Source organism: Nocardioides mangrovi (assembly GCF_020073815.1).
Classification (GTDB): Bacteria; Actinomycetota; Actinomycetes; order Propionibacteriales; family Nocardioidaceae; genus Nocardioides; species Nocardioides mangrovi.
Map to the genome: position 1 here is coordinate 200,927 of NZ_JAIQZJ010000009.1, position 20,468 is coordinate 221,394.

At 73.0% G+C, this 20,468-nt stretch carries 17 protein-coding genes; 10 read left to right on the forward strand and 7 right to left on the reverse strand.

Annotated features, from left to right (window positions below; genetic code table 11):
* Positions 1-670 precede the first annotated feature (670 nt).
* Complete coding sequence (locus K8U61_RS16515) at positions 671-1,744, reverse strand: hypothetical protein (RefSeq protein WP_224124138.1); 1,074 nt, start codon at positions 1,742-1,744, stop codon at positions 671-673.
* 140 nt (positions 1,745-1,884) lie between these two features.
* On the opposite strand from K8U61_RS16515, the gene K8U61_RS16520 reads away from it, so the two are divergent.
* Complete coding sequence (locus tag K8U61_RS16520; protein ID WP_224124139.1) at positions 1,885-2,784, forward strand: Bax inhibitor-1/YccA family protein; 900 nt, start codon at positions 1,885-1,887, stop codon at positions 2,782-2,784.
* A gap of 20 nt (positions 2,785-2,804) precedes the next feature.
* On the opposite strand, the gene K8U61_RS16525 is transcribed toward K8U61_RS16520, so the two are convergent.
* Entirely contained in the window at positions 2,805-3,833 is a 1,029-nt protein-coding gene (locus tag K8U61_RS16525) for an SGNH/GDSL hydrolase family protein (protein WP_224124140.1), read from the reverse strand.
* 79 nt (positions 3,834-3,912) lie between these two features.
* On the opposite strand from K8U61_RS16525, the gene K8U61_RS16530 reads away from it, so the two are divergent.
* Genes K8U61_RS16530 through K8U61_RS16540 form a run of 3 tightly spaced genes read left to right on the forward strand, consistent with a single transcriptional unit; the run spans position 3,913 to position 6,989 of the window.
* Positions 3,913-5,310 (forward strand): cystathionine beta-synthase, encoded by a 1,398-nt coding sequence (locus K8U61_RS16530; protein WP_224124141.1) that lies wholly within the window; start codon positions 3,913-3,915, stop codon positions 5,308-5,310.
* Between the two features lie 54 nt (positions 5,311-5,364).
* On the forward strand, positions 5,365-5,799 hold the full coding sequence (locus K8U61_RS16535) for a Zn-ribbon domain-containing OB-fold protein (RefSeq protein WP_224124142.1): 435 nt from the start codon (positions 5,365-5,367) through the stop codon (positions 5,797-5,799).
* Entirely contained in the window at positions 5,796-6,989 is a 1,194-nt protein-coding gene (locus K8U61_RS16540; protein ID WP_224124143.1) for a lipid-transfer protein, read from the forward strand. Before K8U61_RS16535 ends, K8U61_RS16540 begins: the two co-directional genes overlap by 4 nt.
* Before the next feature lie 84 nt (positions 6,990-7,073).
* Here the strand turns inward: K8U61_RS16540 and K8U61_RS16545 are convergent, their stop codons facing one another.
* A complete protein-coding gene (locus K8U61_RS16545) occupies positions 7,074-7,631 on the reverse strand; it encodes a TIGR03086 family metal-binding protein (protein ID WP_224124144.1) in 558 nt (185 codons plus the stop codon).
* Between the two features lie 216 nt (positions 7,632-7,847).
* Here K8U61_RS16545 and K8U61_RS16550 point away from each other — a divergent pair, with 216 nt between their 5' ends.
* The 3 genes from K8U61_RS16550 to cydD are packed head-to-tail and all read left to right on the forward strand — an operon-like array spanning position 7,848 to position 13,552.
* Entirely contained in the window at positions 7,848-9,320 is a 1,473-nt protein-coding gene (locus K8U61_RS16550; protein ID WP_224124145.1) for a cytochrome ubiquinol oxidase subunit I, read from the forward strand.
* Positions 9,321-9,338: 18 nt separating this feature from the next.
* Positions 9,339-10,352, forward strand: coding sequence for a cytochrome d ubiquinol oxidase subunit II (gene cydB, locus K8U61_RS16555; RefSeq protein WP_224124146.1), 1,014 nt, complete (start codon positions 9,339-9,341; stop codon positions 10,350-10,352).
* Positions 10,349-13,552, forward strand: a complete 3,204-nt coding sequence (gene cydD, locus K8U61_RS16560) for a thiol reductant ABC exporter subunit CydD (protein ID WP_224124147.1) — start codon at positions 10,349-10,351, stop codon at positions 13,550-13,552. Before cydB ends, cydD begins: the two co-directional genes overlap by 4 nt.
* A 15-nt stretch (positions 13,553-13,567) precedes the next feature.
* On the opposite strand, the gene K8U61_RS16565 is transcribed toward cydD, so the two are convergent.
* Together K8U61_RS16565 and K8U61_RS16570 are read right to left on the reverse strand one after the other, a co-directional pair.
* On the reverse strand, positions 13,568-14,371 hold the full coding sequence (locus K8U61_RS16565; RefSeq protein WP_224124148.1) for a CPBP family intramembrane glutamic endopeptidase: 804 nt from the start codon (positions 14,369-14,371) through the stop codon (positions 13,568-13,570).
* Complete coding sequence (locus K8U61_RS16570) at positions 14,368-15,531, reverse strand: S1C family serine protease (protein WP_224124149.1); 1,164 nt, start codon at positions 15,529-15,531, stop codon at positions 14,368-14,370. Before K8U61_RS16570 ends, K8U61_RS16565 begins: the two co-directional genes overlap by 4 nt.
* A gap of 141 nt (positions 15,532-15,672) precedes the next feature.
* Here K8U61_RS16570 and K8U61_RS16575 point away from each other — a divergent pair, with 141 nt between their 5' ends.
* On the forward strand, positions 15,673-16,317 hold the full coding sequence (locus tag K8U61_RS16575) for a response regulator (protein WP_224124150.1): 645 nt from the start codon (positions 15,673-15,675) through the stop codon (positions 16,315-16,317).
* A gap of 236 nt (positions 16,318-16,553) precedes the next feature.
* On the opposite strand, the gene K8U61_RS16580 is transcribed toward K8U61_RS16575, so the two are convergent.
* Positions 16,554-18,125: a GAF domain-containing sensor histidine kinase gene (locus tag K8U61_RS16580; protein ID WP_224124151.1), complete on the reverse strand. Its 1,572-nt coding sequence runs from the start codon at positions 18,123-18,125 to the stop codon at positions 16,554-16,556.
* A 23-nt stretch (positions 18,126-18,148) separates the two neighbouring features.
* Positions 18,149-18,589 carry a pyridoxamine 5'-phosphate oxidase family protein gene (locus tag K8U61_RS16585; protein WP_224124152.1) on the reverse strand — a complete coding sequence of 147 codons (441 nt, stop codon included), beginning with the start codon at positions 18,587-18,589 and terminating at the stop codon, positions 18,149-18,151.
* 129 nt (positions 18,590-18,718) lie between these two features.
* Between K8U61_RS16585 and K8U61_RS16590 the strand changes: the two genes are divergently transcribed.
* Both K8U61_RS16590 and K8U61_RS16595 read left to right on the forward strand, forming a co-directional pair.
* Positions 18,719-19,534 carry a universal stress protein gene (locus tag K8U61_RS16590; protein WP_224124153.1) on the forward strand — a complete coding sequence of 272 codons (816 nt, stop codon included), beginning with the start codon at positions 18,719-18,721 and terminating at the stop codon, positions 19,532-19,534.
* Between the two features lie 23 nt (positions 19,535-19,557).
* The gene (locus K8U61_RS16595) at positions 19,558-20,361 is read left to right on the forward strand and encodes an enoyl-CoA hydratase (protein ID WP_224124154.1); all 804 of its coding nucleotides are present in this window, start codon (positions 19,558-19,560) and stop codon (positions 20,359-20,361) included.
* Positions 20,362-20,468: the final 107 nt, after the last annotated feature.

Here is a 20,468-nt window from a genome sequence, read left to right on the forward strand (position 1 = left end):
TCAGAACCCGGCGACCTGCTGGTTGGGCTGCGGGGGTGCTGTAACCACCCGCGTCGCTCGGTGACTGGTTGTAGGACCAGCCGACCTTCTCCGCTTGATACCGAGTCGCCACGCCGTGCGGTCGGTAGGGCTCAACTGTATGCGAAACACTCGCTTGCGTTTGCTCCGGATGCAGTGGGCGTGTCGGGCCGAGCCCGGCGCTACTCCGGCGCTACGGCACGTCCGTAACCTGTCTGCCGGTCCGATCTACGCGGGGATCGGACGCGACGGCGCTACTTGCAGGCGTGACCAGCGGAAACGGCTGCAAGCGTTCGTGGCCCGAGGTAGCCCGCCGTGACCTGTGGATCGGCTAGTGAGCCCGCTTAAACACGGCGCAGTCTGGGTTCGAGTCCCAGCGGGGGCACCGGCACGGGTGGTCGGACGGGTGATCGGACGGGTGGTCCTAGTACCTCGGTACAGGTAGAGAGTGTCCGAGGGTGCAGTGATCGGGCAGAACACCTTCATTCGGCGTACGCGCTCCCGATCTGGCACTACGTTCACCTCGCTGGTCCGCTCAGCGGCCGGACCGGTGGAGTGCAACACGTGGTGCAAGACAGCAACAGATGCAACGCAGCGGCAGTGCGCCCTGGGTTCGTCCGCCTCACTCAGCGGGCCTACCCAGGGCGTGCACTCATTTCGGGGCGGCTGCGGCCGCCTCGCGGTGCCGGTAGGCGTAGACCGGCTGGTAGCGGTCGTGCAGGGTCGTCACGAGGCTGATCAGGCACAGGAAGAAGAAGGTGTCCCAGCCGGCGGCGCTCCGGCCGAGGAACAGGTCCGCGGCGAAGACGAGCGCGACGTTCGTGGCGATGCGGGCCAGCACGGCGTACGACGCGGACTCGATGGTCCAGCGCCGCCGTGAGGCGAGGAGCGTGATGCCGGCGTTGACGACGACGAGCACGCCGACGGCGACGAAGAGCTCGAGGTTGTCCTGGGTCATGCCGGGCAGGAACTGTCCGTAGATCTCGGAGACCAGGCCGACCAGGACCACCTTCTCCACGGTCATCCACGACCACACCCACCCGCCGCCGACGCGCAGGGCGGCCAGGTCGGTGACGGTGTCGACGGCCGCGGGGACCGGGCCGGCGCCGAGCAGGACCGGGTGGTCGGGTCGCGGCAGCCGGGGCCGGACGACGTACCAGAGGATCGCCAGACCACCGACGATCGCGATCGCCAGGGCCCACCGGGTCCACGGGTAGTCGCGCAGGGTGTCGGTGACGTCGAGCTCGGCGACGTGCAGCCAGTACTCCTGCGGCAGCTTGACGAAGACCCAGATCGCGGCGGCGGTGAGGATCCAGGCCCGCTGGGAGATCGGGCGGGTGCGCCACCGGGTGCGGACGAGCTCGTAGGCGATGAAGAAGTACTCGAAGGTGTTGGGGAAGGCCAGCAGCAGCCACCGCTCGTGGGTGAGCTCGAAGAGGAACGCGCCGGCCAGCCGGTAGTAGAAGAGGAAGCGCGCGACGGCGAAGGCGCCGAGGTTGTCCCAGTTGCGCATCGCCGCGAGGTAGGCGATGGACAGGTAGAAGATGTCCATCGCCTTGTCGTAGGACTGGTAGCCCGGCGGGTCGTAGCCGAAGAGCTGGAAGATCGTCTGGTCGACGCCGTCGAGGACGAGGCAGGCGATGATCGCCGGCAGCGGGTAGCGGGGGATGAGCAGGGGCAGCACGAAGCGGCCGCCCACCACGAGCAGGAACACCACCTGGTCCACGGCCCGATTCTGGCGGACCGCGAGGCCGAGGTGTGGGAACTCCGGGGCATCGCGGCACGTTGGACCCGGTGAACCCACCTAGACTGGGTTCACCGGTGACCCGTCAGGTAGACGTCCACCCCAGGCCTCGAGGAGAGACCATGCAGAGCAACAACCCGGTCTTCCGGCGTTCGGAGGAGTTCCAGTCCACCAACGCCTACGGCAACGCCACGTACGCCGGCAACGGCACGCCCCACCAGGGCTACGGCCAGACCGGCTACACCGACCCCAGCACCTGGAGCACGGGCACGCCCGGTCAGGGCGGCACCGGCGGCTACGCCCCGGCGCCGGCCGACACCCGGCCGATGACCATCGACTCCGTCGTGCAGAAGACCGGCATCGCGCTCGGCGTCGTCATCGTCGCCGCGCTCGCGACGTGGGTCCTGACCCCGACCATCGAGACCGACCAGACGCTGGGCGAGGTCTCGGGCATCGGCACCCTCTACGCCCTGATGACGATCGGCTCGCTCGGCGCCTTCGCGCTGTCGATGGTCAACTCCTTCAAGCGCATCGTCAGCCCCGCCCTGGTGCTGGCCTTCTGCGTCTTCGAGGGCATGGCGCTCGGCGGCCTGAGCAAGTTCTTCGACGCCCTCTACGGCGGCGGTCTCGTCTCCGGCGCCGTGATCGGCACCTTCGCGGCCTTCGCCGGCACGCTCGCGGCGTACAAGGTCTTCAACATCAAGGTCGGCACCAAGTTCCGGATGTTCGTGATGGCCGCCGTGTTCGGCATGGTCGGCCTGAGCGTGATGGAGCTGGTGCTCAGCCTCTTCAACGCCGAGCTCGGCCTCTTCGGCCTCGGCTCGCTGGGGCTGCTGACCGCGATCATCGGCCTCGCGCTCGGTGTCTTCATGCTGGTGCTCGACTTCGACTTCGTCGAGCAGGGCATCGCCAACGGCATCCCGGAGCGCGAGTCCTGGACCGCCGCGTTCGCGCTCACCGTCAGCCTGGTCTGGATCTACACCAACCTGCTGCGCCTGCTCGCGATCTTCAGCGACAACTGAGTCGCGGCACCGCTGACCCGTCAGAGAGTCTCTGACGGGTCAGCGGTCATTTCGGCGTCCTCCGGTGCCTCGCCGTCGGTGTCCGGGTGCCGCCGGCGGTGCCGCAGCTCCACCCAGCGGCCGCGTACGCCGCGCCGGGAGCCGGCGACCTCGGTGCCGTCGAGCTCGGTGCCGGCGATGTTGACCGCCTGGATCGCGGCGGCGGTGATCGGCAGCACGCCCTCGCCGCGGTAGGTCTCCGGCTCGGCCTCGTCGTCGGGGATCAGCCCGAGCGCGGCGAGCGTCGAGGGCAGCAGCACCTGCGCCAGCGAGCGGTAGCCGTGGGCGGAGGGGTGGAACTGGTCGGGGCCGAAGAGCAGCGCAGGAGCGGCCGCGAACTCCGGGCCGAGGATCGAGGCGAGGGAGACGGTCCGCCCGCCCTCCTCGACGACCGCGATGGTCTGCGCGGCGGCGATCCGTCGGGACCAGTGCCGGGCGACCTGCTTGAGCGGCGGCATGATCGGCTTGATGGTGCCGAGGTCCGGGCAGGTGCCGACCAGCACCGCGCAGCCCGCCTCGCGGAGCCGACGCACGGACTCGACGAGGTGCCGCACCGAGGCGGCGGGCAGCACCGTGTGGGTCACGTCGTTGGCGCCGACCAGGATCACGGCGACGTCGGGACGCTGCGGCAGCGCGCGGTCGACCTGGTCGGCGAGATCGGCCGACTGGGCGCCCACGACGGCGTACGCGCGGAGGTGGACGCGGCGGTCGGCCCGCTCGGCGACACCGCTGGCCAGCAGCGCGCCCGGGGTCTCCTCGACCCGGTCGACGCCGTAGCCCGCGGCACTCGAGTCGCCGAGCACCGCGATCGTGATCGCCGGGCCGGGGCGTCCGCGGCCGTACCAGCCGGTCGGGTCCGGCGGGTCGCCCTCGGCGTTGCCGATGGTCCGGCGGGCGACGTGGGCCTCGACCCGGAGCAGCCCGTAGAGGCTGGCGCCGAGCAGCGAGAGGCCGCCCCCGCCGTACGCAGCGGCGGAGGCCAGCTTCCGTGCAGCACCCGCGGTCCCCACGCCCCTCACCCTACGGACCGCTACCAGGGGGTAGGCAGCGGGTTTCCGCAGAAGTGACGACCGCCTCTAGGTTGTGGGCATGCAGTACGTGAACTCGCTCCTCGAGCTGATCGGCAACACCCCGCTGCTCCGGCTCTCGAAGTCCACGGGCTCCCTCGACGGCGCCAAGGGACCGATCGTCCTCGCCAAGGTGGAGTACCTCAACCCCGGCGGCTCCGTGAAGGACCGCATCGCCAGCCGGATGATCGAGGCCGCCGAGGCCTCGGGCGAGCTCCAGCCCGGCGGCACCATCGTCGAGCCGACGTCGGGCAACACCGGTGTCGGGCTGGCGATGGTCGCCCAGCAGAAGGGCTACCGCTGCGTCTTCGTCTGCCCCGACAAGGTCAGCGAGGACAAGCGCAACGTCCTCAAGGCGTACGGCGCCGAGGTGGTCGTCTGCCCGACCGCGGTCGAGCCCGAGCACCCCGACTCCTACTACAACGTCTCCGACCGGCTCGCCTCGCAGCCGGGCGCGTGGAAGCCGGACCAGTACTCCAACCCGCACAACCCGCGCTCGCACTACGAGACCACGGGTCCCGAGATCTGGGCGCAGACCGAGGGCAAGGTGACGCACTTCGTCGCCGGCGTCGGCACCGGCGGCACGATCAGCGGCACCGGCCGCTACCTCAAGGAGCAGAACCCCGGCGTCCAGGTGGTCGGCGCCGACCCCGCGGGCTCGGTCTACTCCGGCGGCGACGGCCGCCCCTACCTGGTCGAGGGCGTCGGCGAGGACTTCTGGCCCGACGCCTACGACCGCGACGTCGCGGACCGGATCATCGAGGTCTCGGACGCCGACTCCTTCGCGATGACGCGCCGGCTGGCCCGCGAGGAGGCGCTGCTCGTCGGCGGCTCGTCCGGCATGGCCGTGCACGCCGCGATCCAGCTCGCGCACGAGCTCGAGGGCACCCCCGAGGGCGAGGACGCCGTGATCGTCGTGCTGCTGCCGGACTCGGGCCGCGGCTACCTCACCAAGGTCTTCAACGACGACTGGCTCGGCCAGTACGGCTTCCCGGTCGACGGTGCCGAGCGCGTCGAGCGCAGCGTCGGCGAGGTGCTGCGCGGCAAGGACGGGCGGCTGCCCGACCTCGTGCACACCCACCCGGGCGAGACGATCGCCGAGGCGGTCGCGATCCTCCAGGAGTACGCCGTCTCGCAGATGCCCGTCGTCCGCGCCGAGCCGCCCGTGGTGGCCGCCGAGGTCGTCGGCTCCGTCGGCGAGCGGGCCCTGCTCGACCTGCTCTTCACCGGCACTGCCCGCCTGACCGACAGCGTCAGCCAGCACATGTCGCCCCCGCTGCCGACGATCGGCTCGACGGAGGCTGCCTCCGACGCGGTGGCCGCGCTCGAGGGCGCCGACGCGCTGCTGGTGCACGAGGACGGCAAGCCGGTCGGGGTCGTCACCCGTCACGACCTCCTGGGGTACCTCGCCCGCGGGTGATGCGCCTAGGATGAGAACACGTTCTACTTTCGGAGCCAGTTCTCAGGAGGGCTGATGACCGCGACCCCGGCGATCGACGGGTGGTTCACCACCGGGCCGGACCCGGCCCTGCTCGGGTCGCGGTGCACCATGTGCGGGACGGTCTTCTTCCCGCAGAAGGTGGGCTTCTGCGCCAACCCCGCCTGCGCGGGGGAGGAGTTCGAGGAGACCGAGCTGTCCCGCCGCGGCACGGTCTGGTCCTACACGGACGCGCAGTACCAGCCGCCCGCGCCGTACGTCGCGCCCGAGCCGTTCGTCCCGTTCGCGCTGGCCGCCGTCGAGCTCCCCGAGGGCCTCGTCGTGCTCGGCCAGGTCGCCCAGGGGTACGGCGTGGCCGACCTGCACGTCGGCGCGGAGGTCGAGCTCGTGGTCGAGCCGGAGCACGCGTCCGAGCAGCTGATCTGGCGTTGGAAGCCCGTCGTCGAGATGGGCGAGGAGGCCGACCAGTGAGCCGTCACGACGTCGCCGTTGCCGGGGTGGGCATGCACCCCTGGGGCAAGTGGGGCAAGAACTTCGTCGAGTACGGCGTCCACGCCGCCCGCGCGGCGCTCGCCGACTCCAGCATCGCCTGGCAGGACGTCGACCTCGTCGTCGGCGGCGAGACGGTGCGCAACGGCTATGCCGGCTACGTCGCCGGCTCCACCTTCGCCTCGGCGCTCGGGTGGAACGGCGCGCGGATCGCCACGTCGTACGCCGCCTGCGCGACCGGCGCCCAGGCGCTCGACACCGCCCGCGCCCGGATCCTCGCCGGCATGTCCGAGGTCGCGCTCGTCGTGGGTGCCGACACCACCCCGAAGGGCTTCCTCGCGCCCAACGCCGGCGAGCGCTGGGAGGACCCGGACTGGCTGCGCTTCCGGCTGCTCGGGATGACCAACCCGGCGTACTTCGCGCTCTACGCCCGCCGCCGGATGGACCTCTACGGTGCGACACCCGAGGACTTCGCGGCGGTCAAGGTCAAGAACGCCCGGCACGGACTGGAGAACCCCAACGCCCGCTACCGCAAGGAGGTCTCCGTCGAGGACGTGCTGACCTCGGCCGTGGTGTCGGACCCCCTGCACCTGCTGGACATCTGCGCCACCTCCGACGGCGCGGCGGCCGTCGTGCTCTGCTCGACGGAGTACGCCGCGAAGCACGGGATCGGCGGCGGCGTGCGGATCAACGCGATCTCCACAGTCACGCCGACCTTCCCCAACACCGTCATCGACATGCCGCTGCTCTCGACCGACTCCGCCAACGCGGTCGGCGCGCCCGAGCAGACCTTCAAGGAGGCGATCGGGCAGGCGGCGTACGACGAGGCCGGCATCGACCCCGCCGACGTCTCGGTCGCCGAGGTCTACGACCTCTCCACGGCCCTCGAGCTCGACTGGATCGAGGACCTCCAGCTCTGCAAGCGCGGCGAGGCCGAGGCTCTCCTGCGCGCCGGCGACACCACGATCGGTGGCCGCATCCCGGTCAACCCGTCCGGCGGCCTGGCCTGCTTCGGCGAGGCCGTGCCCGCCCAGGCGCTCGCCCAGGTCTGCGAGATCGCCTGGCAGCTCCGCGGCCGGGCCACCGGCCGCCAGGTCGAGGGCGCCCGCGTCGGCATCACCGCCAACCAGGGCCTCTTCGGCCACGGCTCCTCGGTGATCCTCAGCGTCTGAGGCCTGAGGGTCGTAGTCCCGTACGTTTTCGCGGTTCTGCGAGCCGAAAACCGCGAAAACGTGCGGGACTACGACCCTCCATGCTCAGACGGCGCGGCCGAGCAACGCGACGAGGCGGGCCATCGCGGGGGCGTCGTCGGGGACGGGCTGGGGCGGGCCGAAGGGGGTGCGGTCCGGGGGCAGCCGGTCCATCAGAGCCAGGCTGTGCGCGATCGCGCGCTCGGCGACGGCTTCGTCGACCTCGAGGGCGCGGCCGGTGCCGCGGGCGACGTCCCAGCCGTGGACGAGCGACTCGATGGTGCGCAGCTCGGCGATCGCCGCCGGCGGCATCGGGCCGATCCCGGTCGGGTAGGCCGTGCCGGGCTCGGCCGTGGTCAGCGCCTCGTGCAGCGCGACCGCGCCCGCGTCGTACGCCGCCGGCAGCTCGCCGAGCGGGATCGCGTCGACCTGGAGCGCGATCGCGGGCAGGTCGTACGCCGTGCCGCCCAGTGAGGTCACGAAGGCCCGGTCGCCGGTGACCAGGTGCCGCACCACCGTGCCGACCTCCCAGCCCTCGCAGGGGGAGGGCAGGTGCCAGTCCGACGCGGCGAGGTCCGCGAGCACCGCGGCCATCGCCTCCTGAGCGTGCGCGAGGTCGTCCATGCCGCTCACGATGTCACGCGGGTCACGTTCGCGGGGCCCTTCGGCACCCCCGGTGACGGGGTCCGGAGAGCCGCGCGCAGACTTTGAGAAAGTTTTCACAAGCGTGTGGACGACGGGACCTTTGGCCCGATCCGGGGGACCCTCGGCAGCAGTCCCAGGGGCATCGTCGTCCATAGCGTGACCGTCGTAGTCCTGACCCTGGGATCGAGGAGCTCCGTGGACATCCTGGACATCGCCCGCTGGCAGTTCGGCATCACGACCGTCTACCACTTCCTGTTCGTGCCGATCACGATCGGGCTGACCGCCCTGATCGCGGTGATGGAGACGATGTGGCTGCGGACCAACAACCCGGAGTGGCTCCGGCTCACGAAGTTCTTCGGGAAGCTGTTCCTGATCAACTTCGCGATCGGTGTGGTCACCGGCATCGTGCAGGAGTTCCAGTTCGGCATGAACTGGTCGGACTACTCCCGCTTCGTCGGCGACATCTTCGGTGCCCCGCTGGCCGTCGAGGCGCTGCTCGCGTTCTTCCTCGAGTCGACCTTCCTCGGCCTGTGGATCTTCGGCTGGGACAAGCTCCCGCGCGGCCTGCACGCCGGCTGCATGTGGCTGGTCCACCTCGGCACGCTGGCCAGCAGCTGGTTCATCCTGGCCGCCAACTCCTGGATGCAGCACCCGGTCGGCTACACGTACAACCCCGACACCGGCCGGGCCGAGCTCACCGACTTCTGGGCGGTGATGTTCAACAAGGTCCAGCTGGTCACCTTTCCCCACGTCGTGCTCGCGGCGTACATGACCGCCGGCGCCTTCATCGTCGGCGTCGCCGCCTGGCTCTACTACAAGGGCGCGGAGGGCAAGACCGCCGACGAGGCCGTCGCCGAGCGGCCGATGTACCGCCGCGGCATCCGGCTCGGCGCCTGGGTGATGATCGTCGCCGGCCTCGGCGTCACGATCACCGGTGACTTCCAGGGCAAGATCATGACCGAGGTCCAGCCGATGAAGATGGCGGCCGCCGAGGCGCTCTACGACACCGAGGCGCCCGCGTCGTTCTCGATCTTCACGATCGGTACGCCGGACGGGAAGTCGGAGAAGTTCTCGATCAAGATCCCCAATCTGCTGTCCTTCCTCGCCACCGGAACCTGGGACGGCGAGGTGCAGGGCATCAACGACCTGCGCGAGCAGTACCGCCAGGAGTACGGCCAGGACCCGGGTGCCCGCTACTACGACCCGTCCGGCGACTACACCCCGATCATCCCGGTCACCTACTGGTCCTTCCGCTACATGATCGGGCTCGGCATGCTCGGCGCCTTCCTCGGCGCGGTGATCCTCTTCCTGACCCGCAGGGGCCGCGCGCCGACCATGAGGTGGTTCCCGCGGATCGCGATCGCCACCCCGCTGCTGGTGCTGCTCGCCAACTCCGCCGGCTGGATCTTCACCGAGATGGGCCGCCAGCCCTGGGTCGTCTTCGGCCTGATGAACGTCGGCCGCGGCGTCTCGCCCGGTGTCAGCACCACCGAGGCGTGGATCTCGGTCATCACGCTCACCCTGCTGTACGGCGTCCTCGCGGTCGTCGAGGTCGGCCTGATCCTGCGCTTCGTCAAGCGCGGCGCCGACCCGTTCGTGGAGCCACCGGACCCGACGCTGCGGGGCAGCGACGCCGACGACGACGCGCCGCTGGCGTTCGCCTACTGACGAGGGAGAGAGAAGGACATGGAGCTCACCACCGTCTGGTTCATCCTGATCGCCGTCCTCTGGATCGGCTACTTCACCCTCGAGGGGTTCGACTTCGGCGTCGGCATGCTGCTGCCGGTGCTCGCCCGTGACGACCGCGAGCGCCGGGTCATGATCAACACGATCGGCCCGGTCTGGGACGGCAACGAGGTCTGGCTGCTGACCGCCGGCGGCGCGACCTTCGCGGCGTTCCCGGAGTGGTACGCCACGCTCTTCAGCGGCTTCTACTTGCCGCTGCTGCTGATCCTGGTCGCGCTCATCGTCCGCGGGCTCGCGTTCGAGTACCGGCACCAGCGGCCCGAGGCCGCCTGGCACTCCTGGTGGGACCGCGCCATCATCGTCGGCTCCTACGTCCCGGCGTTCCTGTGGGGCGTGGCCTTCGCCAACATCGTCCGCGGCGTGCCGATCGACGAGACCAAGGACTTCACCGGCACGATCTTCACGCTGCTCAACCCGGTTGGCCTGCTCGGCGGCCTGGTGACGCTCCTCCTCTTCCTCACCCACGGCGCGGTCTTCCTGGCGCTCAAGACCGACGGCGACATCCGGCACCGCGCCCGGGCGCTGGCGATCCGGCTCGGGCTGGTCGCGGCCGTGGTCGCGGTCGTCTTCCTGGTCTGGGCGCAGGTGCACACCGGCAACGCCGGCTCGGCGGTCCTCTTCGTCGTGGCCGCGCTCGCGCTGGTCGGCGCGCTGGCCGCGTCGTACGCCGGCCGTGAGGGCTGGGGCTTCATCGGGACGTTCGTGTGCATCGCGCTCGCGGTGGCCGGTCTCTTCGTCGCGCTCTTCCCCGACGTGATGCCGTCCTCGACCGACGCGGCCTTCTCGCTGACCACCACCAACGCGTCGGCGACGGACTACACGCTCAAGGTGATGACGGTGGTCGCGGCGGTCTTCACCCCGATCGTGCTCTGCTACCAGGCCTGGACCTACTGGGTCTTCCGCAAGCGCATCTCGGTGACGCACATCCCGGACGCCGAGCTCGAGCACGCATGAGGCCGAACGACCCGCGGGTACGTCGCCAGCTCGCGCCGGCCCACCGCCCGCTCGCGGTGGTGCTGGTGGCGGGCGTGGTCGGCAGCCTGCTGCTCGTCGCCCAGGCGTGGGCGGTCACCGAGCTCGTGCTCGCCGTGCTCCACGACGGAGCGGTCGGCGGCTGGGCGGCGGCCACGGTCGCGGTCTTCGCCGCCCGCAGCCTGACCGGCTGGACGACCGACACGATGGCCGCCCGGGCCGCCGCGATCGTCGGCGGCGACGTACGTCGGCGGGTCGTCGCAGCCATCCTCCGGCCGGGCGGGGCCGGCCGTCCGACCGGCGAGCTCGCCACCCTCGCCACCCGGGGCGCGAGCGCGGCGGAGCCCTACCTCACCCGCTACGTGCCGGCGCTGGTGCTGGCGGGCGTGCTGCCCTGCGTCACGCTGGTCGCGATCGCGACCCAGGACCCGATGAGCGCGCTCATCGTGCTCTGCACGCTGCCGCTGATCCCCGTCTTCGGCATCCTCGTCGGGCTCGCCACCCGCGACCGCGCGGAGTCGCAGTGGCGGTCGTTGGCCTCGCTCTCGGGGCACTTCCTCGACGTGATGCGCGGGCTGCCCACGCTGGTCGCCTTCCGTCGCGCGGAGGCGCAGTCGGCGACGATCCGCGCGGTGACCGACCGCTACCGGCGGGCGACGCTCGACACGCTGCGGATCGCCTTCGCCTCCTCCGCCGTCCTCGAGCTGGTCGCCACCCTGTCGGTCGCGCTGGTCGCGGTCACCGTCGGCATCCGGCTCGCCAGCGGCAGCCTCGACCTCGAGACCGCGCTGGTCGTGCTGCTGCTCGCGCCGGAGGCCTACTGGCCGCTGCGCCGGGTCGGCGCCGAGTTCCACGCCGCGGCCGAGGGCGTCGCGACCTTCGAGGCCGCGAGCGAGCTCGTCGAGCCGGGCGCGCCCACGACGGCCCGGCGACCTGGTTCCCTGCGGCTCGACCGGGTGAGCGTCATCCGGACCGGCCGGTCGGTGCCGGCGCTCGACGAGATCTCCCTGGAGGTCCCCGACCGCGGGATCACGGCCATCACCGGGCCCTCCGGGTGCGGCAAGTCCACCCTGCTCGCGGTCCTCGCGGGGCTGCTCGAGCCGACCTCCGGGACCGTCACCGGCCCCGGTCTCGACCGCATCGCGGTGCTCGCGCAGCGGCCGGTCTTCGTCGCCGGCACCGTCGCCGACAACCTGCGCCTGGCCGCCCCCGACGCCCACGACGAGCAGCTGCGCGACGCGCTGCGGCAGGTCGCGCTCCCCGTCGCGCTCGACACGCCGCTCGGGGAGGACGGCGTCACCCTCTCCGCGGGCGAGCGTGCCCGCCTCGCCCTCGCCCGCGTGGTGGTCGCCGACCGCCCGTGGGTGCTGCTGGACGAGCCCACCGCGCACCTCGACGCCGACACCGAGCGGATCGTCGCGGACACGGTGGCCGAGCTCGGCCGGAGCCGGTCGGTCGTCGTGGTCGCGCACCGGCCGGCCCTGGTCGCCCTGGCCGACGAGATCGTCGCCCTGCCCACACCGGAAGCGACAGCTCCGGTGGTGGAGGTGCGACGAGCGCCAGCGAGGAGCCTCGAAACCCCCGAAGCCACGGAGCCACGGCACGGCCTCGCCCTTCCGACGATCCTCGGCGGCCTGGCCTCCGCGTCCGGTGTGGCGCTGACGGCCACCGCCGGCTGGCTGATCGTGCGGGCGTCGTACGAGCCCCCGATCCTGACGCTGATGGTCGCGATCGTCGCGGTCCGGGCCTTCGGCCTCGCCCGCCCGGTCCTGCGCTACGTCGAGCGGCTGCGGTCCCACGACGTCGTGCTGGGACTGCTCGCCGACCGTCGGGTCGAGGTGTACGACGCCGTCGTGCCCCTCACGCCGGGCGCGCTGGGCCGCCGACGGGGCGACCTGCTCGCGTCCGTGGTCGACGACGTCGACAGCGTGCTCGACCGGCAGCTGCGGGTGCGGATGCCGGTGCGGGGCTTCGCGATCACGGCCGTGCTCGCCACGGTGGTGGCCGGGCTGGTCGCGCCGCTCGCCGCCGTGCCGGTCGCGCTCACTTGCGTCGTGGGCGGCGGCCTCGGCTACGCCCTCGCGCGGGCGGGCGCGGCGCGTGCCGAGTCCCGCTCGGTGGGCGCCCGCGCCCGAGTTTCCGAGCTGGTGGTCGAGGTCGCCCAGACCGCCGACGAGCTCGCCGTCTGGCAGGCCGAGGACCGCGCCATCTCGCGCGTCGACGCCGCCGGCGCCGCGCTCGCCGCGGCGACCGTCTCGGCCGCCCGCTGGCTCGCCTGGGCCCGTGCGTGCGTGCTGCTCACCGCCGGGCTCGGCGTCGCGGCGACGGCGTCGGTGGTCACCCCGCTGGTCGCCGACGGAGACGTGTCGGGCCCGATGGCCGCGCTGCTGGTGCTGCTGCCGCTCGCCCTCGGCGAGGTCGCGGGCTCGCTGGCCGACGCGGGGGCGCTCGCCGCCCGCACCCGCGCGGCCGAGGAGCGGCTCGCGAGCCTGGCCGCGCGCCGGCCGGCCGTCGCCGACCCTGCCGCGCCGGCCGACGCCGGCGTCGACGCCCACCTCGGGCTCCGGGACGTCGCGGCCGCGTGGGACGACCGGGTCGTCCTCGACGGGCTCGACCTCGACCTCTCCTGGGGGGAGCGGGTCGCGGTCGTGGGTCCGACCGGCTCCGGCAAGAGCACGCTGGCGGCGCTGCTGCTGCGCTTCGTCGACCCGGTGCGCGGGGAGGTGCGCCTGGGCGACCACGCGCTGCCCGAGCTCGCGCTCGACGACGTACGGCGCCGGGTCGGCCTGGTCGACGACGACCCGCACGTCTTCGCGACCACGCTGGCCGAGAACGTCCGCCTCGCCCGTCCCGGCGCCAGCGATGCCGACGTCGAGGCGGCCCTGCGCCGGGCCCGGCTCGGGCCGTGGCTGGACGGCCTGCCCGAGGGTCTCGGGAGCTGGCTCGGCGACGGGCACGCGGGGGTCTCCGGAGGAGAGCGTGCCCGGATCGCGATCGCGCGGTCGCTGCTGGCCGACCAGCCCGTCCTGGTGCTCGACGAGCCCGCCGCCCACCTCGACCGGGCCACGGCCGAGGACCTCGCGGCGGAGGTGCTGGACGCCGAGCACGGCCGCACGGTCGTCTGGATCACCCACGCCGACAGCAGTCTCGACCGCGTCGACCGCGTCGTCCGCCTCGGCTGAGCCCGCCGGGCGAGGTCAGGTCGGCAGCCAGCCGACGTGCCCGGCGAGCGCGGCGTAGCCGACGAACGCGCCGACGTCGAGGAGCGTGTGCGTGACGACGAGGGGGGTCAGCCGGCCCCACCGTCGGTAGAGCCAGCCGAAGAGCACGCCCATCGCGAGGTTGCCGAGGAAGCCGCCGAGCCCCTGGTAGAGGTGATAGCTGCCGCGCAGCACCGCGGCGACCCCGATCGCGACCGGCTCCCGCAGGCCGAGCTGGCGCAGCCGCACCAGCACGAAGCCGAGCACGACGTACTCCTCGACGAGCGCGTTGCCCAGTGCTGACAGCACCAGGACGGGCACCGCCCACCACACGTCGGGAAGGGCACTGGCGACGACGGTGGCGTCGACGCCGAGGGCGTGGGTCAGCAGGTAGAACGCGATCCCCACGCTCCCGACCCCGGCCGCCAGGAGTGCGCCGCGAAGCAGGTCGCGGCCCTCGAGCACCCGGCCGCCGCCGTACCACCGCTGGCGCAGGGAGTCGCCGGAGCGGACGAGGAGGTACGCCGCCAGCCCGATCGGCGCGAGGGAGAAGGCGATCGCCAGCAGCTGGTAGGTCAGGTCGAGCCAGGGCCGGCCGGGGGCGCGGCTGGCGTTCATGACGGCGTGCTGCGACGACAGGCCGCCGGCGGCGGTGGCCGCGGCGGCCAGGCTGACGACGGCGTAGACCGCGGAGCGGCCGAGGCCCACCGCCAGGACGAGGACGATCTCGACGACGGCGAACCGCCGGGCGAGCGGGGCGCTCGCGCCGGCGGTCGTCGGGGCCGCGACGTCGGCGGTCACGTCGTCGTCTGGTCGGTGCCGAGGGTGACCGCGACGTGGTGCGTCTGGCCGTCCCGGACGTAGGTCAGGGTGACGTGGTCGTCGGGCGCCTGGGTGCGGATGGCCGCGACGAGGGCGTCGGCGTCGGGGATGACCTGGTCGCCGACGCGGGTGATCACGTCGCCGCTCTGCAGGCCGGCCCGGTCGGCGGCGGATCCGGCCGAGACGTCGCCGACCCGCGCACCGGCGGGGTTCGTGGAGTCGCTGACGGTGACCCCGAGCTGGGCATGGCTGACGGGGTTGCCGGCCTCGATCTCGTGCGCGACGCGCATCGCCTCGTCGATCGGGATGGCGAAGCCCACGCCGATCGAGCCGGACTGCGAGCCCTCGCTGGCGCCCAGGCTGGCGATCGCGGAGTCGATGCCGATCACCCGGCCCTGCGCGTCGACCAGCGGGCCACCGGAGTTGCCGGGGTTGATCGCGGCGTCGGTCTGGATCGCGTCGGTCACCGACGCCTGTCCGCCGTCGCTGGTCGTCACCGGGCGGTCGAGCGCGCTGACGATGCCGGTGGTCACGGTGCCCTGCAGGCCGAGCGGGGCGCCGATCGCGACGACGGGCTGGCCGACCTCGAGCGAGCCGGAGTCGCCGATGGCCGCGGGGGTGAGGCCGCTCGCGTCCTTGGCCCGGACCACGGCGAGGTCGGTGACCGGGTCGCGGCCGACGATGGTGCCGGCGTACGTCGTGCCGTCCTGCAGCACGACCTTGATCGAGCCGCCGTCCGCGGCCGCGGCGACGACGTGGTTGTTGGTGAGGATCTCGCCGTCGGCGGAGAGCACGACGCCGCTGCCCTCGTCGGACTCGCCGCCGCCCTGCACCTGGAGCAGGACGACGCTCGGGGTGACGGCCTTGGCGACGGCCTCGACATCGCTGCCGCTGCTGCCCTTGCGCGCAGCGGCGGAGACGACGGTGGCGGCGGTGCCGCCGCCCGTCGCGGAGGAGGTGCCGGTCGTGGCGACGACCGCCGCTGCCGCGCCACCGCCGCCGATCAGGCCGGCGACGAGGCCGACGGTGGCGACGGTGGCGAGGGAGCGCCGGGGCCGCGGGCGGCGCTCGGTGCTCTCGTGGTGGTGCTGCTGTTGCTCGGGTTCGGGGTCCAGGGGACCCTCGTGCGAGGTGGTCATGCCACCGAGCGTGTGCCGGGTTGCTGAGCCGTGGCTGAGCCCGGGGTGACGCCACGAGAAGAAGCGCGGACCGGCCCAACGGCGACGACCTCGGGACGTAGGTCCCGGTCGTCGAGGTCCCGGGACTGGTAGAAGTGGGACATGGCCGAGAAGATCCGTGTCTACCTGCTCGACGACCACGAGGTCGTCCGCGAGGGCCTGCGGGCCCTGCTGGAGTCGCACGAGGACATCGAGGTGGTCGGCGACTCGGGCTCCGCGATCGACGCCGCCCACCGGATCCCGGCCCTGCGCCCGGACGTCGCCGTCCTCGACGCGCGCCTGCCCGACGGCTCCGGGATCGAGGTCTGCCGCACCGTCCGCGCGGTCGACCCCGACATCCGCGGCCTGATCCTCACGTCGTACGACGACGACGAGGCGCTCTTCGCCGCCATCATGGCGGGCGCGTCCGGCTACGTGCTCAAGCAGATCCGCGGCGCCGACCTGGTCGACGCCGTGCGCCAGGTCGCGGCCGGCAACTCGCTGATCGACCCGACGATGACCGCGCGCGTGCTCGAGCGGGTCCGCCACCCGCAGACCCGGCCCGCCGAGCTGGCCGACCTCACCGAGCAGGAGCTCAAGCTGCTCGGACTGATCGCCGAGGGGCTGACCAACCGGCAGATCGGCGAGCGGATGTTCCTGGCCGAGAAGACCGTCAAGAACTACGTCTCCAGCATCCTCGCCAAGCTCGGTCTAGAACGGCGCACCCAGGCCGCGGTGCTGGCCAGCCGGCTGCTGGGGAAGCAGTAGGGGACCTTCGACCCCTCAGGTCGCGACCTTCGGCCCTTCGATTTGACCGGCCCGGTCGGACATCCTGGTGGTGGAGGGATGCGTGCCCAACCCCGTGGCCGGGGAGACGCCCCTCCCGCCGCCCGCCGCGAGCCCGGCGGACGACGTCCACGTCTCGTCCACGTCTCGTCGTCCGTCTGTGGCGGGCACTCGACCGCCCAGGTGCGGGGGGCAGCCCGGGGTGGTCACCTTCGCGGTCAGGGCAGCGGCACGCGCCAGACGAAGGACGTGCCCCGCGGGGTCCGCGGGCCGACCTCGAGGACGCCGCCGAGGGCCGTCGCGCGACGCCGCGCGTTGCGTAGCCCGCTCTCGGCCCGTCCGGGGGAGAGTCCGACCCCGTCGTCGATCACGGTCAGCCACAGCTCGTCGTCGTCGACGCTGACGTCGACCTCGCCGTGGTCGGCCGCGGCGTGCCGGGCCAGGTTGGAGAGTGCCTCGCGGAGCACGGAGAGCAGCTGGTCCCGGACCTCCCGCGGGACCGCGGTGTCGACCGGCCCGCTGGTCCGCACGACGGGGTCGAACTTCAGGAGCGGTGCGTACTCGCGCACCAGCGCGCGTACGTCGGCGCGCAGCGACGGTCCGGAGCCATGCTGCTGGAGCTCGAAGATCGTGCCCCGGATGTCGCGGATCGTCTGGTCCAGCGAGTCGACCGCGCGCCGCACGATCTCGGCCACGTCGGGGCCGACCGCCCCGGCCTCGGCGCGCTGGAGCTGCAGGCCGGTCGCGAAGAGTCGCTGGATGACCAGGTCGTGCAGGTCGCGGGCGATCCGCTCGCGATCGGAGGTGACCGCCAGCTCGGCCCGGTCGTCGACCCCCTGGGCGCGGTCGAGCGAGAGCGCGGCGTGCTCGGCGAAGGACACGAAGAGCTCGCGGTCCTCGACCGGGAGGGGGCGGGTGCCGGGGGCGAACAGCCCGACCATGGTGCCGCCGCCGACCAGGTGGGTGCGCAGCGGAGCGACGAAGACGTCGTACGCACCGACCGTCGTCTCGATCGGGTCGATCGCGGGCACGATCGCCGGGTCCGCGAGCACCGCGTCGACCACCGCGGTCGCGGCGTCGGTCTCGGCGGGGTCGGCGACCGCGAGGCCGTACGGCGTCGCCTGGCCGCGGACCGAGACCGCCACGACGCGCGCCCGGGCGACGGTGCGGGCCGCGCGGGCCACCTCGCGCAGCGCGCGAGCCGGCTCGACCGGCGGCTGGAGGGCGTCGTCGAGGTCGGCCGCGGCCTCCAGCCACTGGCGGCGCCGCTCGCTGAGGCCGTAGGCGCGGGCGTTGTCGATGACGTAGCCGGCGGCGTTCGCCAGCGCCTCGACCATCTGCTGGTCCTCGGCGGTGAAGGACTGCGTGCCGGCCTTCTCGGTGAGGTAGAGGTTGCCGAAGACCGTGCCGCGGATCCGCACCGGGACGCCGAGGAAGCTCTGCATCGGCGGGTGGTGCGGCGGGAAGCCGGTCGCGTCCGGGTGCTGGGTGAGGTCGTCGAGCCGGATCGGCTCGGGGTGCCGGATGAGCAGGCCGAGGATGCCGCGCCCGTGGGGCAGGTCGCCGATCGCGGCGCGCTCGTCGTCGCCGAGTCCGGTCGTCACGAACTCGACGAGCGCGTCGTGCGAGCCGATCACGCCCAGCGCGCCGTACCGCGCCCCGGTGAGGCGGGTGGCGGCCTCGACGATCCGGGACAGGACGCTGCGCAGGTCGAGGTCCGAGGAGATCGCGGCGACGGCGTCGAGCAGCGCCTGGGTGGAGTCGGAGACGGGATCGGGGTCCGGCGGCACGACGCCAGTCTGCCCCAGGCCGCTCACACCGCGCGGCGTACCGGCAGGCTGGCCACCGGGTCCCACCCGGTGCCGATCTGGCGACCGGTCAGCTCCGACCACCGCAGGCGCAGGTACATGCTGCGGTTGCCGGCGGCCCAGGGATGCGGCTCCCACGTGGTGCGGATCCGCTCGAGCTCGAGCGGGTCGGTGACGACGTCGGACCGCCCGCGGGCGACGACGCTCCAGCCGCGCCAGCGGTCGTGGTCGAACTGGTCGACCTCGAAGGCGAGCATGCTGCCGCGGCCGTAGGTGCCGAGCACGCTGTACGGCGACGTGCGGATGACGATGGCCGGACCGACGACGGAGTAGTTGACGGGCGCGATGTGCGGGCCGTCGGGGGAGGAGAGAGCGACGCGTCCGGCGACGCCGGCACGCAGCAGCCGCTCGCACTGGTCCGGGCTCAGGTCGATCGCTTCGTGCACGACGGGCTCCTCTCTCCTGGGTGTCCGTCCATCGTGCGGCGTGGTGAGGGCCCTGCGGAGGGCCGTTGGTCCTGACATCGGGGGCCTTGGGCGCTAGTGACGGCCGCCCGCCGGGAGCAGCGTGGAGTCATGGAGAACAGCCTCATTCCGCCGGGGACCATCGTGGTCGGCGTGGACGGCTCGCCGTCCTCCGACCGGGCCCTGGACTGGGCGATCGGACAAGCCGTGCGCGAGCACCGGCAGCTGACCCTGGCGCACGGCGTCGCCGACCCGGTCATCGTCGAGGTGGCTCGCGACGACGCCGTCGAGCTCCTCGACCGCACTCGCGCGTACGTCGCCGAGCGGGCGCCGGACCTGGCCGTCCACGAGACGACCTGGATCGCCGACCCGCGGGTGACCCTGCTCCGGCTCGCCGAGGACGCCGCGCTCGTCGTCGTCGGCTCGCGGGGCCGCGGCCCGGTGCGCAGCCTGCTCCTCGGGTCCGTGAGCTCGGCGGTCAGCCGGCACGCGCCCTGCCCGGTCGTCGTCGTCCGTCCCGGCCACCCGGGCCTGGTCCGGCACGGTGTCGTGGTCGGTGCCGACGGGACCTCGGGGTCGACCGCGACCGTCGAGGCGGCCTACCGCCAGGCATCCCTGCGGCACCTGCCGCTGACGGTGCTGCACTGCGCGTGGGACCGGACGCCGGACGACACCAAGGACGACCTGCGGATCCGCGCGGTCGAGCCGTTGAGCGGCCTGGCCGAGAAGTTCCCGGACGTGCGGGCGCGCATCGAGATCGCCTACGACGAGCCGGCCAGCGAGCTGATCGAGGCCTCGGAGCGGATGGACCTGGTCGTCGTCGGTGCGCACCACGGCGGTCGGTTCTCGACGCTGGTGCAGGGCTCGATCGCGCAGTCGGTCGTCGAGCACGCGGCCTGCCCGGTGCTCGTCATCCCCACGGAGTGAGAACGTGTTCTAGTCTGCGGCCCATGCCGTACGTGCTGGTCGACCGCCCCGACCCGGCCGTCGCCGTGGTCACCCTCAACCGCCCCGAGCGGATGAACGCCATGGCGTACGACGTGATGGTGCCCTTCCGCGAGGCGCTGGCCGCGCTCGGTGACGACAACACGGTGCGGGCCGTGGTCGTCACCGGCGCCGGGTCGGGCTTCTGCTCCGGCGCCGACCAGGAGGCGGCCGGCGTCCCGCCCGGCGTGGCCGGGGTGACCCGCCCGACGTACGCCCTGCGCGCGATGGAGGCGCTCGAGGAGGTCGTGCTGACGATCCGGCGGCTGCACCAGCCGGTGATCGCCGCGGTCAACGGTGCCGCGATCGGCGGCGGCCTCTGCCTCGCTCTCGCGTGCGACCTGCGGCTGGCGGCGCCGTCGGCGTACTTCCGCGCCGCGGGGATCAACAACGGCCTCACCGCCAGCGAGCTCGGCCTGTCCTACCTGCTGCCGCGCGCGGTCGGGTCGACGCGCGCCGCGGACATCATGCTCACCGGCCGCGACGTCGGCGCCGAGGAGGCCGAGCGGATCGGCCTGGTGTCGTCGGTGGCGGCCGACGTCGTGGCCGCCGCGGTGTCGACGGGGCAGCGGATCGCGGGCTTCTCCCAGCCCGGCGTCGAGCTGACGAAGAAGTCGCTCCACGCCGGCATCGCCGCGACGTCGCTCGAGACCTACCTGCCGTCCGAGGGCATCGGCCAGCTCTACCTCCGCCTGCTCACCTCGAACTTCGAGGAGGCGACGGTCGCCCGCCGTGAGGGGCGGGCACCGCGGTTCACCGACGATCGCTGACGACCGCATGCAGGGATCCCCGGTCGACCGGGGATCCCGTCGGGGGGGGGGGGGGGGGACCGGGGGGCCACCCCCCCCCGCCCGGGCCCGGCGGGGGCCCCCCGGCG